The organism is Sedimenticola hydrogenitrophicus, from assembly GCF_025175675.1.
In the GTDB taxonomy this organism is placed as follows: domain Bacteria; phylum Pseudomonadota; class Gammaproteobacteria; order Chromatiales; family Chromatiaceae; genus Sedimenticola; species Sedimenticola hydrogenitrophicus.
In genome coordinates, this window is the sequence record NZ_JANIOA010000030.1 from 41671 (window position 1) to 57150 (window position 15480).

The window sequence follows — 15480 nt, forward strand, 5'->3', positions numbered from 1 at the left end:
GTTATCCTCCAGGTGATTTTATGGCCGATTCATACCAGCCTTTGGTGTTATTGACGATCTTGACGACCGAGAGCATGACCGGCACCTCGATCAGCACGCCGACCACGGTGGCCAGTGCGGCGCCGGACTCGAAACCGAACAGCACGATGGCGGTGGCCACCGCCAGTTCGAAGAAGTTGCTGGCGCCGATCAGGGCCGAGGGTGCCGCCACGCAGTGGGCGACGCCGAAGCGGCGATTCAGCAGATAGGAGAGGCCGGAGTTGAAGTAGACCTGGATCAGTATCGGCACCGCCAGCAGGGCGATGATCGTCGGCTGCGCCAGGATCTGCTCGCCCTGGAAGCCGAACAGCAGCACCAGGGTGGTCAGCAGGGCCATCAGGGAGAGCGGGCCAAGCCGCTCCAGGGTGCGTTGCAGCGCCGCCGGGCCGCCGCTGTGCAGCAACAGGCGGCGCCACAGCTGGGCCGCCGCCACCGGGATCAGGATGTACAGCACCACCGAGAGAAACAGGGTGTCCCAGGGCACGCTGATGGCGGAGAGTCCCAGCAATAGCCCGACGATGGGGGCAAAGGCGAAGATCATGATGGTGTCGTTGAGTGCCACCTGGGTCAGGGTGAAGTGGGGTTCGCCGTTCGACAGATTGCTCCAGACGAAGACCATGGCGGTGCAGGGGGCGGCGGCCAGCAGGATCAGCCCGGCGATATAGCTGTCGATCTGGTCGGCCGGCAACCAGTCGGCAAACAGGCCGCGGATAAAAATCCAGGCCAGCAGGGCCATGGAGAAGGGCTTGACCGCCCAGTTGACGAACAGGGTGACGCCGACCCCGCGCCAGTGTTCCCTGACCTGCTGCAGGGCGCCGAAGTCGATCTTCAGCAGCATCGGGATGATCATCAGCCAGATCAGGATCGCCACCGGGATATTGACCTGGGCGATCTCCATCCGGCCCAGCAGCTGAAACGGGGTGGGGAGCAGATGGCCCAGCAGGATGCCGGCAATAATACAGAGGAAGACCCAGAGGGTCAGGTAGCGTTCAAAAAGATTCATCCGGGCGCCGCTCTGCTGTTTCGCGGCACCTTCAGGTTGGCTGGCACAATGGCTGGACATGGGGGATCCTTTTAATCGGGTGTTGGGGCTGCGGGTGTCAGGTGGCGCAGAGCTCGACGGCGCGCTGGGTCGCTGCCTGCAGCGTGGCGCTGTCCCCGGCGAAAGGTTCCTGGTCACGGATGCCCGCCGCGGTGGTGCGTATCACATCCCTGGCCCAGGTCGGTAGACCGGGGTTGATCCGGTAATGGATCCACAGCCCCTCCTTGCGGTCCAGTACCAGCCCCGCCTTGCGCAGGGCGCCGAGGTGGTGGGAGATCTTGGGCTGTGGCAGATCCAGCGCCTGGGTCAGCTCGCAGACGCAAAGCTCATCGCTTTCGGCAAGCAGCGACAGGCAACGCAGGCGGGTGGGGTCCGACAGCGCCTTGAAGAGTTGGGTGGGATCCATATCTATCTGCCTCTATATCTAGATAGGTAGATATATTAGCGGAATTTCCGATTAGCACAAGCGCAAGATACAGCGTGTTGGGGTTCGCAGGCTTAGGGCTCGCGCAAGAATAATTTCGTAGTACCGAGGGCGTCACTGGGCCATGCCGGCAATGGCTGTTCCCCTGCCAAAAAGCGTAACGCCGGCGGCGGGGTCCAGTGGCGACTGGATACCGGAACTTATTTTTGCGCCAGTCCTTGCACAGGTATACGCCCACCTGTCGCCGCAGGATCTGGGGGGCCGCGCTCGAGGTGTTGGACAGGCCGCTGTAAGGGGGCCAAGTTTCACGTTTGGGTTTCACGTTGCCGGAATGCGGCAAGGAGGTGACTGCGAAGTCTGTTGTAAGTGACTGAATAGAAAGGTTAATATGGCGCGCCCGACAGGATTCGAACCTGTGACCCCTGCCTTCGGAGGGCAGTACTCTATCCAGCTGAGCTACGGGCGCTTGAGATCGTGGGCCACCGTTATGGGGCGGCGGCGGCCGAAGAGGGCGTATCTTACCCTGAGGTACCGGTGGCGTCTATCCCATGGCGCCTATTTCCAGGCGGGAAGACCGGCTTGACAGTCGATCTTTATGGCGGTTGTCGCTATACTGCGCCCCGTTAGGGCTCGCGCAAGAATAATTCCGTTGTACCGAGGGCGTTCCTGGGCCACGCTGGCAAGGCACGCTTTGCCGGCATGGCCGCTCCCGACCATCCATGGTCTCCGCGGCATAAGTCCATCCCTGGACAAAGCTGTTCCCTTGGCAAAAGGCTTAACGCCACCAGCGGGGTCCAGGAACGACTGAACACAGGAACTTATTCTTGCGCGAGCCCTTAAATCGGGGGCGGGGCCGATCCATGGCGCCAGACGCCCGTTCATTTGGTCCTGAAGTATAAGGAGTTAGATTGTGAGCCCTAAAGGTGTATCCCTGTTCAAGAGTATGTCCCTGGCGGCCATCGCCGCCCTGGTTGTGAGCACCCCTTTGATGGCACAGGAACGGGCCGAGGTGATCGAGCGTATCAAGCCGGTCGGTCAGGTCGCGATCGAGGGGCAGGCCCAGGCGGCCGAGAACCCTGCCGCCGCTCCCGCCGCGGCGCCCACACCTGAAGCGCCCGCACCTGAAGCGGCTGCCCGGGGGGCTGCGACCGAAGCGGCCGCCACTCCGGTGGAGCCGGCCCCGGCCACCGCAGCACCGGCAGCACTGGCTGCATCAGCCGATTCGGGTGCGGCACTCTATACCGCCAAGGGCTGCGTTGCCTGTCATGGTGCCGGGGGTACGGCGCCGATCATGCCTACCTATCCCAAGGTGGCCGCCCTGCCAGAGCCGTACATTGTGAATCAGATGAAGGATATCAAGAGCGGTGCCCGCAGCAACGGCCAGAGTGCGGTGATGAAGGGGATCATGGCGACGGTGTCTGACGAGGAGATGCAGGCGATCGCTGCCTGGCTGAGCAAGCAGCCGCGCTAGGGCGTCAGGCTATAGCCGACAAAAGGGCATGCCACGGCATGCCCTTTTGAGTTTGGGGGCCAGCACACGGTACGGTTCGTGGCTTACCAGCTGCCTGCGGTGAAAACCAGTCATGGGGCGCCCCATGGGCGCCGTCGGCGGGAACGGCCTTTGAACATGAACATCGCCGGCGTAGCATAGACTGTAGGATGCGGTGAGTGAAACGAACCGCATCGGATGGGGCTCCGGCGACGGTGCAGTTCGCAAGCTCACCGGCACCCTACGGTATCCACGGTAGATCAGCGTTAAGTCCGACAGCCCCCTACCGGCCCAGCAGCGAGCGCAGGTTGGCCAGGTGGGCGTTGCCGCGCTCCTGTTTCTCCTCTCTGGAGAGGCTGTCGCCCTGGCGCCCCTCCCACTTCAGGTCGGCCTCCGGCAGTTCGGCCAGGAAGCGGCTCGGGGCGCAGGCGATGATCTCACCGAAGCGTTTGCGCTTCTCGGCGAAGCTGATGGTGAGGGTGCGCTGGGCGCGGGTGATGCCGACGTAGGCGAGGCGCCGCTCCTCCTCGATGTTGTCCTCCTCGATGCTGCTCTTGTGCGGCAGCAGCTCCTCCTCCACGCCCACCAGGAAGACATGGGGGAACTCCAGACCCTTGGAGGCGTGCAGGGTCATCAGGTGCACCTGGTCGTTGCCGCTGTCATCGTCCTGCCGCTCCAGGATGTCCTGCAGCGCCAGGTGACTGACCATCTCGGCCAGGCTCTCGCCCACCTTGTCGCCCTTGTGCAGATGGTCCAGCCACTGCACCAGCTCCAGGACATTCTCCCAGCGCCGTTCCGCCACCTTGTCGCTGGAGGCCTTTTCGTACAGCCAATCCTCGTACTGCAGCTCCTTGAGCAGGTCACGCACGGTCTCGACCGGGTGGTCGCGCTCCGCCCGCTGCTGGAACTGCCGGACCCAGCCGGCAAACTCGTGCAGGCGCTCCAGCGGCCGCGCCGAGAGGTGCTGCTCCAGTCCCAGTTCGTCGCAGGCGGCCAGCAGGCTGGCATCGCGCTCGGTGGCGTAGCTGCCTAGCCGCTCCAGGGTGCTGGCGCCGATCTCGCGCCGCGGGGTGTTGACGATGCGCAGGAAGGCGGCGTCGTCCTCCGGGTTGGCCAGCAGGCGCAGGTAGGCCATCACGTCCTTGATCTCGGCGCGGCTGAAGAACGAGGTGCCGCCGCTCAGGAAGTAGGGGATGTTGTGCTGGCGCAGGGCCGACTCGAACAGCTTGGCCTGGTGGTTGCCGCGATAGAGGATGGCGTAGTCGCCGTGGGCGGCGCCGGAGGTGAATTTGTGGTGGATGATCTCCGAAACCACCTTCTCCGCCTCGTGCAGCTCGTTCTTGCAGCTCATCACGCGGATCGGCTCGCCCGGGCCCAGGTCGCACCAGAGGCGTTTCTCGAACACGTGGGGGTTGTTGGCGATCAGGGTGTTGGCGGCCTTGAGGATGCGCCCCGAGGAGCGGTAGTTCTGCTCCAGCTTGACCACCTTGAGGCGTGGGAAATCCTCCTTCAGGCGGATCAGGTTCTCCGGCCGGGCGCCGCGCCAGGCGTAGATCGACTGGTCGTCGTCACCCACCACGGTGAGGGACTGGCGCACCCCCACCAGCTGGCGCACCAGTTCGTACTGGCTCAGGTTGGTGTCCTGGTACTCGTCCACCAGCAGGTGGCGGATGCGGTTCTGCCACTGCTCCAGGGTGTCGGGGGATTCACGGAACAGCCGCACCGGCAGTAGGATCAGGTCGTCGAAATCCACCGCGTTGAAGGCGCGCAGGGAGCGCTGGTAGTGGGCGTAGAGCAGCGCCGAGCGCTGGTCCAGGTCGCTCTCGGCGCGGGACAGGGCCTCCTCCGGACTGAACATGTCGTTCTTCCATTCGGAGATGCGCCACTGGTAGCTGGCGGCCACCTCGTCGTCCCCCGCGCCCTTGCGCAGCAGCTCCTTGAGCAGCCCCTCGGCGTCCTGGGCATCGAAGATGCTGAACCCGGACTTGAGTCCCAGCAGCTTGTGCTCGCGGCGGATGATGTTGAGTCCCAGGGTGTGGAAGGTGGAGATGCCGAGCCCCTTGGCGTTTTTTCCCCGCAGCAGGGCCGCGACCCGCTCCTTCATCTCCCGCGCCGCCTTGTTGGTGAAGGTGACGGCGGTGATGTGGCGCGGCTGCATGCCGACGGATTCGATCAGGTAGGCGATCTTGCGGGTGATCACCCGGGTCTTGCCCGAGCCGGCCCCGGCCAGCACCAGCAACGGGGAATCGATGTGTCGGGCAGCCTCTTGCTGGCTGGGGTTCAGATCGGACATCGCTAATTTAAGGGCTCTTGCAAGAATTACTTCCTATAGGGGTCGGCGTCAAATGGATAACTCCCCGCATTCGGTGCCACGGAACGGAGCTTTCGCGGCTCGTGAACAGAAAACAGGATAGAATCTGGTAATTTGGGTGCCACTATTCGGATGGGAGCGTCGGCAGGTCACTGGCGGTATTATGCGGAAAAGACGAGGAATAGACCAGATGGCGAAGAACAAAGATTACAGCGAGCGGCCACAACAGAGCCAACTCTCCCGCGAATCCTGGAAGGTGTTCCAGATCATGGCGGAGTTTGTCGAGGGCTTCGAACAGCTCTCGGGAATCTGGCCGGCGGTCAGCATCTTCGGTTCGGCGCGCGCCGGGCGGGAGAGCCCGGACTACAAGAAGGCGGAACAGATCGCCTACCTGTTGTCGGAGAGCGGCTTCGCGGTGGTCAGCGGCGGCGGTCCCGGCATCATGGAGGCGGCCAACAAGGGGGGGCACCGGGGGCGGGCGCCCAGCGTGGGGCTCAATATCGAACTGCCGAAGGAGCAACTGCCCAACGCCTACCAGGATATCTCCCTGCATTTCAAGCACTTCTTCTCGCGCAAGGTGATGTTTGTGAAATACGCCTCGGCCTACGTGGTGATGCCGGGCGGCTTCGGCACCCTGGACGAGTTTGCCGAGATCCTCACCCTGATCCAGACCGGCAAGACCCGGCGCATCCCCATCATCCTGGTCAATGCCGGGTTCTGGAGCGGCCTGCTGGAGTGGATGCGCAACACCCTGTGCGTCAGCGGCACCATTTCGGCCAGTGAACTGGATCTGGTGCAGATCTGCGAGGAGCCCCAGGAGGTGGTGGATGCCATTTTTGCCCACTATGAGTCGCGTGGCTTCGAGCCGTCGCTCTCAGAGCAGGAAATCCTCCTGGAACTGTAAGGCCATTTCCGGTCAAAATTGTACCTTTGTGCGGCGCATACGGGTGCGCTGCGGCGTTACTCCTCGCTTGTGTGGGCCAGCCACACCGCGCTCGTCGTGCCTTGCATCGCATCCCGTCTGCATCCGAACATTAGGTACAATTTTTCCCTGCAATGGCCTAATATGATTCCGCTTCCGGCCTGCGTTCGGCCGGATCGACGCGGTACAAGCAATTCGGAACGGGGTGACTAGACTTAAAACAGGGAACACCACCGACGGTTTGCCGTCCAAATTTTCATGGGCTTGGGTCGGCGTCATGCCGGGTGTTGGACCCGGGTCTCAGAAATCGAGGGCAGAATCTGCTACCTATTGGAGCAGGTTGCCCGGACACTAGGAATAGATAACAAGATGAAAAAAACATTGCTGGTCACACTGCTTCTGCTGATCACGCCGTATCAGCTACTGGCCGAGGAGTCGGCCCCGCAGCCCCAGTCGCCGGATCTGCCGCCCAAGGTGGAGAGCGGCGAGGTGCTGGAGCCGGAGGTGACCATTATCGAGAGCGACCGCGGCACCACCGAGGAGTACCGCATCAACGGCCGGCTCTATATGGTGAAGATCACCCCGATCACCGGACCGGCCTACTATCTGCTGGACAGCGATGGTGATGGGGAGCTGGATGTGCGTGAAGAGGCGCGTCCGGGCAACATCTCCATCCCGCAGTGGGTGCTGTTCAGCTGGTGACAGCCTGCTACGGATCGTTCCGGGGACTGTCGGCGCGGCTGGTGGGAACGCCTGTCATCAAACTGTAATGTTGCGGCTGTGTAATATTCACTCCCAGGCTGATAGCAATAACAGAAGGCAGAGTGAGCTGACATGGCGACAAAGATACTGGTCGTTGAAGATGAATCCGCGGTACGGGAGATGATCCAGTTCGTGCTTGAGCAGTCCGGTTACGACGTGATCGGCGCGGCGAGCGTGGACGAGGCGAAGGAGCGCATGGCGGCTGCGCCGCCGGATATGATCCTGATGGACTGGATGCTGCCGGGCATCAGCGGGGTGGAGTACACCCGGGAACTGAAGCAGGATCCTGTCACCCGCGATATCCCGATCATCATGCTCACCGCCCGCGGCGAGGAGGATGACAAGGTGCGCGGGCTGGAGTGCGGCGCCGAGGATTACGTCACCAAGCCGTTCTCTCCCAAGGAGTTGGCGGCCCGCATCAAGGTGATCCTGCGCCGGGTCGCCCCGCATGCCACCGAGGAGGCGGTGCAGGCGGGCGGGATGCGCCTGGATCCGGTCTCCTACCGGGTCACCCTGGGCGACCGGCCGATCGAGCTGGGACCCACCGAATTCAAGCTGCTGCACTTCTTCATGACCCATCAGGACAAGGTCTACAGCCGCTCCCGGCTGCTGGACAAGGTGTGGGGCACCAACGTGTATATAGAGGAACGCACGGTGGATGTGCATATCCGGCGCCTGCGCCAGGCCCTCGAGCCCTTTGAAATGGACGGTCTGATCCAGACGGTCCGCGGCGCAGGCTATCGATTCTCGGAGCAGGTTAGCACTCGATGAGCCTGGACCAGGCGTGGCGGAGTGAACTGGTTGGTGTCGGATTTATCACCCTCCTGCTCATCCCGCTCGGCCTGGGCATCGGTCACCTGGCTGTCCTCCTCTGGGGCGGCCTGAGCCTCTACCTCGCCTGGCACCTGTACCAGCTCTATCGCTTCACCCGCTGGCTCGGCAAACCCAAGAGTCACCCGCGCCCCCATCTGTTCGGTATCTGGCGTCCCTTGATGCAGCGGGTGGACGAACTCTCCGGCCGCGGCCAGAAACGCAAACGCAAGCTCAGCCGCATGCTCAGCGGGTTCCTCGAATCCACCGGGGCGCTGCCCGACGCCACCCTGGTACTGAACGATGAGGGGCGGATCGACTGGTGGAACAGCGTGGCGGCGGAATTCCTCGGTCTGGACCGGAAACGGGACAAGGGGGCGCTGATCGACGATCTGATCGCCGATCCGGTGTTCCTGAATTATCTGCACGCCGGCCACTACGGCCGGCCGCTGCAGATGCCGGCGCCGGTCAATGCCAATGTCAGCCTGGAAGTGCGTATCGTCCCCTATGGCAAGGGCAAACGCCTGCTGCAGGCGCGGGACATCACCCGGCTGCACCAGTTGGAGATCGTCCGCCGCGACTTTGTGGCCAACGTCTCCCACGAGATCCGCACCCCCCTGACCGTGGTGCACGGCTATGTGGAGACCATGCTGGAGAGCCGCGAGGCGTTTCTCGGACCCTGGAAACGGATCCTCGGCCAGATGCAGATCCAAACCCTGCGCATGCAGCGGATCGTCGAAGACCTGCTGCTGCTGTCGCGACTGGAGACCCAGCGCAGCAACGGGGGGCAGGGCGTGGTCGGGATCTACCCGATGCTGCGCGGGATAGTCGAGGGCGCGCACCACCTGAGCGGCGACCAGGGGCACCGGATCAGCCTGGAGGCCGACGAGCGGCTGCGCCTGGTGGGCAACTGCCATGAGCTGGAGAGCGCCTTCACCAATCTGGTCTATAACGCGGTTCGCTACACCCCGGAGGGTGGGGATATCCGTATCCGCTGGTGGTTGTCGGGCAACGGCCCCAGTTTCTCCGTCAGCGATAGTGGTATCGGCATCGCCCCCGAGCACATCCCGCGCCTAACCGAGCGCTTCTACCGGGTGGACGTGGGGCGCTCCCGGGAGAGCGGCGGCACCGGGCTTGGCCTGGCGATCGTCAAACACGTACTGAGCCGGCACGACGGCAAGCTGGTGGTGGAGAGCGAGCCGGGCAAGGGGAGCGTCTTCACCTGCCGGTTTCCGCATGCCCGGGTGGCTTCCTGAAGTTTGAAGGTAACTACTTGCCCCTACTCGTACCACGGAGACACAGAGAGCACAGAGAAATCATAAGATTCTCCCGTGGATTCCATCCTTAGGTCCGTAAACGGTACATCCCTGTACCACTCCTCCATCCTTAGGTCCGTAAACGGTACATCCCTGTACCACTCCTCCATCCTTAGGTCCGTAAACGGTACATCCCAGGATCGGGAGGGGCCGGGTGCACTGGCTGTCACCATGATTCGCTCCGCAAGTTTTTCGCTTTACCCATAGTGGGCCGGGCCACATCCGGACGTAGGATGGGTGGAGCGCCCCCATGAACTCTCTGCCGGCTCCGTCTTTGGCGCGCAACCCATCGCGCACCTGCACCCGCATCCGAAGATGGGTTACGGCGCGCCCGAGCACCGCGAACCGCCGTCGACAAGGGGGCCGCGCCTCCACCCATCCTACACGCTTCTCCATCCTCAGGACCGTAAATGGTGCATTCCAGGATCGAGAGAAGCTTATGCCCAATGATCCGCTACGCTACGTTGTTCAGTTTTATCTCTGTGTCCTCTGTGTCTCCGTGGTGCATTGGTGGGGCTTTAATGGACACTTCTGGTGAGTAGTTACATTTGAAGTTTGCAGAGGGAAGGCGTTGTCATAAATCTGTAACATTAAACCAAGATTCCTGTAACAAAAGATCCCGATAATCTCCTCCAGGTTGAAAACAGCAATTACCCAAATGACCTGGAGGTCACAGTGATCAACAATCGCATCATCCTGGCTGCCGCTTTGGCTGCCACCGCCGTCACCACCGCCCAAGCCGCTTCGCGCGACTACATCTCGATCGTCGGCTCGTCCACCGTTTACCCGTTCTCCACCGTGGTGGCCGAGACCTTCGGCAAGACCAGCGCCTACAAGACCCCCAAGGTCGAGTCCACCGGCTCCGGCGGCGGCCTCAAGCTGTTCTGTGCCGGTGTTGGCGTCGAGCATCCCGATATCACCAACGCGTCACGCCGGATCAAGAGTTCGGAAGTCGAGAATTGCGCCAAAAACGGCGTCACCGACATCGTCGAGGTGAAGGTCGGCTATGACGGTATCGTCATCGCCAACTCCAAGTCCGCCCCGCTGATGCACCTGACCCGCCGGGATGTGTTCCTGGCGCTGGCCAAGAAGGTGCCGAACGTGAATGGTGGTGGCGAGCTGATCGACAACCCCTATAAGACCTGGAAGGATGTCAATGCCAGCCTGCCGGACACCGCGATCGAAGTGCTGGGTCCGCCCCCCACCTCCGGCACCCGCGACGCCTTTGTGGAACTGGCCATGGAAGGCGGCTGTAAGACCTTCGACTTCATCAAGGCGATGAAGAAGCAGGACAAAAAGGCCTACAAGGGAATCTGCCACACCATCCGTGAGGATGGTGCCTATATCGAGGCGGGCGAGAACGACAACCTGATCGTGCAGAAGCTGGAGAGCAACCCCAAGGCGCTGGGCATCTTCGGCTTCAGCTTCCTCGACCAGAACGCCGACAAGGTGCAGGGCTCCATCGTCGACAAGATCGCCCCGACCTTCGAGGCCATCGCCGACGGCAGCTATCCGGTCTCGCGTCCGCTCTTCTTTTATGTGAAGAAGGCGCACGTCGGCAAGATCCCGGGTATCGAGGAGTACCTGGCTGAATTCACCAGCGACAAGGCCTGGGGTGACGAGGGCTATCTGGTGGACAAGGGCATGATCCCGATGCCGAAACAGGAGCGCAACCAGTTCGCCGCCGACGTCAAGGGGCTGAATCTGCTCAAGCTGACCAAGTAAGTCGATCGCTCATGCAAATCGTTGTGCATGCATGGCGCGACGTGCTGTAACAAGGCCCTCTCCCGGTTACCGGGAGAGGGCATTGCCGTTGATAAGCCGAGTCGTTGTTGCTGAAGTATTATGTCTAACACCCTACTCATTTTGATCCTGCTGGGCCTGATGGCGTTGGCCTACCGGTTGGGCATGCGCCGCTCCCAGCGGCTGGTGGGCGGTCCCGGCGGCGTGCGTGACCTCCACTCGCTGCCCTCCTACTACGGTTTCTTTACCGCCATCTGGTGCGGCTTGCCGGCGCTGCTGGTGCTGTTTCTCTGGGTCTCCCTGCAGTCGGGGGTGATCCGGGATCTGGTGATAGCGGATCTGCCGGAGGCGGTGCGCACACTGCCCCCCGCCCAGCTGGGCCTGGTGATCAACGATATCCAGAACCTGGCTCAGGGCAATATCGTCTCCGGCGAGGTGAGCCTGGAGATGGAGCGGGCGGCGGCCCATTACCAGCGCCTGCGGCAGACCAGTTTCGCCGCCTCGGTGGTGGTGGTGCTGAGCCTGGCGCTGCTCGGCCTGTCCGTCGGCTGGCGCCTGGTGTCGCCGAAGTTCCGCGCCCGTAACCGGGTCGAGTCGGTGATCAAGTGGCTGCTGGTGGGCTGCTCCACCATCGCCATCTTCACCACCCTGGGTATCGTCCTCTCGGTGCTGTTCGAGTCGATTCGCTTCTTCGAAATGGTGCCCATCGGCGAGTTCCTGTTCGGTCTGGATTGGAGTCCGCAGATGGCCATCCGCGAGGACCAGGTCGGGTCCTCGGGTGCCTTCGGCGTCATCCCCCTGTTTGCCGGCACCCTGCTGATCGCCCTGATTGCCATGCTGGTGGCGGTGCCGATCGGCCTGATGTCGGCAATCTATCTGTCCGAGTATGCCGGTGCCCGGTTCCGCGCCTGGGCCAAGCCGCTGCTGGAAATCCTGGCGGGTATTCCGACCGTGGTGTACGGCTTCTTCGCCGCACTCACCGTGGCCCCCTTCATCCGCGACAACGGCGCGCTGCTGGGCCTGGATGTCTCATCCGAGAGCGCCCTGGCGGCCGGTCTGGTGATGGGCATCATGATTATCCCGTTCATCTCGTCGCTCTCCGACGATGTGATCAACGCGGTGCCCCAGAGCATGCGTGACGCCTCCCTGGGGATCGGCGCCACCCATTCGGAAACCGTGCGCAAGGTGATCCTACCGGCGGCCCTGCCCGGGATTGTCGGCGGTATCCTGCTGGCGGTCTCCCGCGCCATCGGCGAGACCATGATCGTGGTGATGGCGGCGGGACTGTCGGCCAATCTGACCGCCAATCCACTGCAGAGCGTGACCACGGTAACGGTACAGATCGTCACCCTGCTGGTGGGCGATCAGGAGTTCGACAGTCCCAAGACCCTGGCCGCCTTCGCCCTGGGGTTACTGCTGTTCCTCATTACCCTGGTACTCAATGTGGTGGCCCTGCACGTGGTGAGAAAATATCGGGAAGCCTATGAATAAGCCTGCAGTCGATCAGACCCGCACCATTGACCGGGTCAATGCCACCCTCAAGCAGCGCTACAACCGGGAGCGCCGTTTTCGCCGCTTTGGTCTGGCCGCGGTGATCCTGGGCCTGCTGTTTGTCGCCCTGATGTTCCTGAATATCATCAGTCAAGGTTATAGCGCCTTTTATCAGACCCGTATCCTGCTGGATATCGAGTACCGCCAGGAGGTGATCGATCCGGCCGGGGAGCGCGATCCCGCCACGCTGTCGGCGGCCGATTACGCCGCCCTGGTCAAGTCCGCGTTGCGGGCCCTGTACCCGGATGTGAAGGGGCGTGGCGAGAAGCGCGAACTCTATGGCATGGTCAGCAGCGGGGCCGCCCTGGTGCTGCGGCAACGGGTGATGAGTGATCCTGAACTGATCGGTAGCCGCCAGGCGCTCTGGTTGCCGGCGGATGACGATATCGACATGCTGGTGAAGGGGCGTATCGACCGCAACGCGCCGGAGTCGGAGCGTCGTATCAAGAACCGGGTGCTCGCTTGGGTGGAGCAGCTGGAGGCCCGCGGGGCGATCGAAAAGCAGTTCAACCTCGGCTTCCTCACCGGCGGCGATTCACGCGAGCCGGAACTGGCCGGTATCGGCGGTGCCGTGATGGGCTCCCTCTACACCCTGATCGTCACCCTGCTGCTGTCGTTTCCCATCGGTGTGGCGACGGCGCTCTATCTGGAGGAGTTCGCCCCGCGCAACCGCTGGACCGACCTGGTGGAGGTCAATATCAACAATCTGGCGGCGGTGCCCTCCATCGTCTTTGGCCTGCTCGGCCTGGCGGTGTTCATCAACTTCTTCGGCCTGCCGCGCTCGGCCCCGCTGGTGGGCGGCATGGTGCTGACCCTGATGACCCTGCCGACCATCATTATCGCCAGCCGCGCGGCGCTGAAGGCGGTGCCGCCGTCGATCCGCGAGGCGGCCCTGGGTATTGGCGCCTCGCGCACCCAGACCGTGTTTCACCACGTCCTGCCGCTGGCCATGCCCGGCATGCTGACCGGCACCATCATCGGCATGGCCCAAGCCCTGGGCGAGACCGCGCCGCTGCTGATGATCGGCATGGTGGCCTTCATCGTGGATATTCCCGGCGGGCCCATGGATCCGGCCACGGTACTGCCGGTGCAAATCTTCCTCTGGGCCGACAGCCCGGAACGGGCCTTCATGGAGAAGACCTCGGCCGCCATCATGGTGCTGCTGGGCTTCCTGATCCTGATGAATGTGATTGCGGTCATTTTGCGCAAGCGCTTCGAACGCCGCTGGTAAGCGCTGCCGATACAGGGCGGATATTGAATTGACGAGCAGTAACAGAGCAGATAGCTGAATGCAGAACAGGAGTGACGAAATGTTGAGCATAACACCAGACACGGTAGCCTTGGGCGCAGCCCGAAAGGGTGTCATCACCGCCGGTTTCAGCCCGGTCGCGGACGACGCGCGGGCGATCAACGGCACGGTGGGTGACATCACCTCCGCCGACCCCCGGATGACCGCGCGCAATGTGAATGTCTACTACGGCGACAAGCTGGCGATCAACAATGTCAGCCTGGACATCGGCGTGAACGAGGTGATTGCCATGATCGGCCCGTCCGGCTGCGGCAAGTCGACCTTCCTGCGCTGCCTGAACCGGATGAACGACACCATCGACATCTGCCGCGTGGAGGGCGAGATCCGGCTGGATGATCAGGACATCTATGACAGCGGTCTGGACGTGGTGCCGTTGCGCGCCCAGGTGGGGATGGTGTTTCAGAAACCCAACCCGTTCCCCAAATCGATCTATGACAACGTGGCCTACGGGCCGCGTATCCATGGTCTGACCAGCAATAAAAATGACCTGGATGAGGTGGTCGAGCAGGCGCTGCTGAAGGCGGGGCTGTGGGATGAGGTGAAGGACCGCCTGGATGAGGTGGGTACCGGTCTGTCGGGAGGACAGCAGCAGCGGCTTTGCATCGCGCGCACCATCGCCGTGGCTCCGGAGGTGATCCTGATGGATGAGCCCTGTTCGGCCCTGGACCCGATCGCCACCGCCCGGATCGAGGAGCTGATCGATGAGCTGCGCGAGCAGTACACCATCGCCATCGTCACCCACTCCATGCAGCAGGCGGCGCGCGTCTCCCAGCGCACCGCCTATTTCCACCTCGGCGAGCTGGTCGAGGTGGGCAAGACCGATGACATCTTCACCACCCCCCGTCATCGCCTGACGGAGGACTACATAACCGGAAGGTTCGGATAAGGTATGAATGAAATGACCGACGGCCACATCGTCAGCAGCTACAACAAGGACCTCAATCACCTGCATCAGCTGGTGATCGAGATCAAGGATCTGGCCTGCAAGCAGGTACGGGAGGCGATTCAGTCACTGGAAGACGAGGACGTCGTTGCGGCCCAGCGCGTGATTGTCAGCGATCGTGAGATCGACGCCCTGGACATCAAGGCGGACGAGGAGATCCTGCGGCTGATCGCCAAACGTCAGCCGATGGCGCGGGATCTGCGGGAGATTATGACGATAGCCAAGATCGTCGGCGATCTGGAGCGCATCGGCGACCAGGCACGGCGCCTGGCACGCCTGACGATCCGCTTCTACGAGGGCGATGCGCCGCCGCCCAACCACCAGTTGCTGCAGGACCTGATCAGGATGGCGGCGTTCGTCAATGACATGGTGGGGGATGCGGTAATGGCCTTCGATGAGCTGGATCTCGATCGGGCACTGGATGTGATCCGGCGTGACGGTGTGGTCTCGGATGATTTCCGCTCGGCCCTGCGTCGCCTCTCCACCTTCATTATGGAGGATGCCCGCAGTGTCGGTCACATGGTGGATGTGGTACTGGGGCTGCGTGGCCTGGAGCGCATCGGCGGACACGCCAAGAATATCAGTCGCTATGTGGTGTTTCTGGTGAAGGGCAAGGACGTCCGTCACAAGGATCTGGAGGCGGTGGAGGCGGAGATCGCCGCGTCGCTGAGGTAAGGGCTCGCGCAAAAATAAGTTTCGGTATTCGGTCGCAACTGGACCCCGCTGGCGGCGTTACGCTTTTTGGCAAGGGAACGGCCATTGCCTGCAAAGCGTGCCTTGCCAGCGTGGCCCAGTTACGCCCTCGGTACTGCGAAATTA

At 62.5% G+C, this 15480-nt stretch carries 13 protein-coding genes and 1 tRNA gene; 10 read left to right on the plus strand and 4 right to left on the minus strand.

Annotation, left to right across the window (positions count from 1 at the left end):
- Position 1: 1 nt before the first annotated feature.
- The 3 genes from arsB to NPX02_RS15430 form a co-directional block, all read right to left on the minus strand.
- Positions 2–1102, minus strand: coding sequence for an ACR3 family arsenite efflux transporter (arsB, locus tag NPX02_RS15420; RefSeq protein WP_335342587.1), 1101 nt, complete (start codon positions 1100–1102; stop codon positions 2–4).
- Between the two features lie 37 nt (positions 1103–1139).
- Complete coding sequence (locus NPX02_RS15425; RefSeq protein WP_260294663.1) at positions 1140–1487, minus strand: metalloregulator ArsR/SmtB family transcription factor; 348 nt, start codon at positions 1485–1487, stop codon at positions 1140–1142.
- A 407-nt stretch (positions 1488–1894) separates the two neighbouring features.
- Positions 1895–1971, minus strand: a tRNA-Arg gene (locus NPX02_RS15430).
- A gap of 444 nt (positions 1972–2415) precedes the next feature.
- On the opposite strand from NPX02_RS15430, the gene NPX02_RS21510 reads away from it, so the two are divergent.
- Complete coding sequence (locus NPX02_RS21510; RefSeq protein ID WP_335342588.1) at positions 2416–2976, plus strand: c-type cytochrome; 561 nt, start codon at positions 2416–2418, stop codon at positions 2974–2976.
- 301 nt (positions 2977–3277) lie between these two features.
- Here the strand turns inward: NPX02_RS21510 and rep are convergent, their stop codons facing one another.
- Positions 3278–5287, minus strand: coding sequence for a DNA helicase Rep (gene rep, locus NPX02_RS15440; RefSeq protein WP_260294664.1), 2010 nt, complete (start codon positions 5285–5287; stop codon positions 3278–3280).
- Positions 5288–5495: 208 nt separating this feature from the next.
- Between rep and NPX02_RS15445 the strand changes: the two genes are divergently transcribed.
- The 9 genes from NPX02_RS15445 to phoU all read left to right on the plus strand — a co-directional run bounded on the left by NPX02_RS15445 (position 5496) and on the right by phoU (position 15336).
- Complete coding sequence (locus NPX02_RS15445) at positions 5496–6209, plus strand: LOG family protein (protein WP_260294665.1); 714 nt, start codon at positions 5496–5498, stop codon at positions 6207–6209.
- Positions 6210–6596: 387 nt separating this feature from the next.
- Positions 6597–6929, plus strand: a complete 333-nt coding sequence (locus NPX02_RS15450; RefSeq protein ID WP_260294666.1) for a DUF2782 domain-containing protein — start codon at positions 6597–6599, stop codon at positions 6927–6929.
- Positions 6930–7061: 132 nt separating this feature from the next.
- Positions 7062–7760 (plus strand): phosphate regulon transcriptional regulator PhoB, encoded by a 699-nt coding sequence (gene phoB / locus NPX02_RS15455; RefSeq protein WP_260294667.1) that lies wholly within the window; start codon positions 7062–7064, stop codon positions 7758–7760.
- Entirely contained in the window at positions 7757–9055 is a 1299-nt protein-coding gene (phoR, locus tag NPX02_RS15460) for a phosphate regulon sensor histidine kinase PhoR (RefSeq protein ID WP_260294668.1), read from the plus strand. The genes phoB and phoR overlap by 4 nt, the downstream gene beginning before the upstream one ends.
- A gap of 738 nt (positions 9056–9793) precedes the next feature.
- Positions 9794–10840 carry a PstS family phosphate ABC transporter substrate-binding protein gene (locus tag NPX02_RS15465; protein ID WP_260294681.1) on the plus strand — a complete coding sequence of 349 codons (1047 nt, stop codon included), beginning with the start codon at positions 9794–9796 and terminating at the stop codon, positions 10838–10840.
- 120 nt (positions 10841–10960) lie between these two features.
- On the plus strand, positions 10961–12349 hold the full coding sequence (gene pstC / locus NPX02_RS15470; RefSeq protein ID WP_260294669.1) for a phosphate ABC transporter permease subunit PstC: 1389 nt from the start codon (positions 10961–10963) through the stop codon (positions 12347–12349).
- Positions 12342–13640 (plus strand): phosphate ABC transporter permease PstA, encoded by a 1299-nt coding sequence (pstA, locus tag NPX02_RS15475; protein ID WP_260294670.1) that lies wholly within the window; start codon positions 12342–12344, stop codon positions 13638–13640. Before pstC ends, pstA begins: the two co-directional genes overlap by 8 nt.
- Positions 13641–13857: 217 nt before the next feature.
- Positions 13858–14604 carry a phosphate ABC transporter ATP-binding protein PstB gene (gene pstB, locus NPX02_RS15480; RefSeq protein ID WP_335342331.1) on the plus strand — a complete coding sequence of 249 codons (747 nt, stop codon included), beginning with the start codon at positions 13858–13860 and terminating at the stop codon, positions 14602–14604.
- Between the two features lie 3 nt (positions 14605–14607).
- Complete coding sequence (phoU, locus tag NPX02_RS15485; protein ID WP_260294674.1) at positions 14608–15336, plus strand: phosphate signaling complex protein PhoU; 729 nt, start codon at positions 14608–14610, stop codon at positions 15334–15336.
- Positions 15337–15480 lie beyond the last annotated feature (144 nt).

What these genes read in the sequence shown, in the direction of transcription:
- pstA (WP_260294670.1), top strand. Translation starts at nt 12,342, where the DNA reads ATGAATAAGCCTGCAGTCGATCAGACCCGCACCATTGACCGGGTCAAT.
- phoU (WP_260294674.1), top strand. Translation starts at nt 14,608, where the DNA reads ATGAATGAAATGACCGACGGCCACATCGTCAGCAGCTACAACAAGGAC.
- NPX02_RS15445 (WP_260294665.1), top strand. Translation starts at nt 5,496, where the DNA reads ATGGCGAAGAACAAAGATTACAGCGAGCGGCCACAACAGAGCCAACTC.
- phoB (WP_260294667.1), top strand. Translation starts at nt 7,062, where the DNA reads ATGGCGACAAAGATACTGGTCGTTGAAGATGAATCCGCGGTACGGGAG.
- pstB (WP_335342331.1), top strand. Translation starts at nt 13,858, where the DNA reads ATGACCGCGCGCAATGTGAATGTCTACTACGGCGACAAGCTGGCGATC.
- rep (WP_260294664.1), bottom strand. Translation starts at nt 5,287, where the DNA reads ATGTCCGATCTGAACCCCAGCCAGCAAGAGGCTGCCCGACACATCGAT.
- NPX02_RS15425 (WP_260294663.1), bottom strand. Translation starts at nt 1,487, where the DNA reads ATGGATCCCACCCAACTCTTCAAGGCGCTGTCGGACCCCACCCGCCTG.
- pstC (WP_260294669.1), top strand. Translation starts at nt 10,961, where the DNA reads ATGTCTAACACCCTACTCATTTTGATCCTGCTGGGCCTGATGGCGTTG.
- NPX02_RS15450 (WP_260294666.1), top strand. Translation starts at nt 6,597, where the DNA reads ATGAAAAAAACATTGCTGGTCACACTGCTTCTGCTGATCACGCCGTAT.
- phoR (WP_260294668.1), top strand. Translation starts at nt 7,757, where the DNA reads ATGAGCCTGGACCAGGCGTGGCGGAGTGAACTGGTTGGTGTCGGATTT.
- arsB (WP_335342587.1), bottom strand. Translation starts at nt 1,102, where the DNA reads ATGTCCAGCCATTGTGCCAGCCAACCTGAAGGTGCCGCGAAACAGCAG.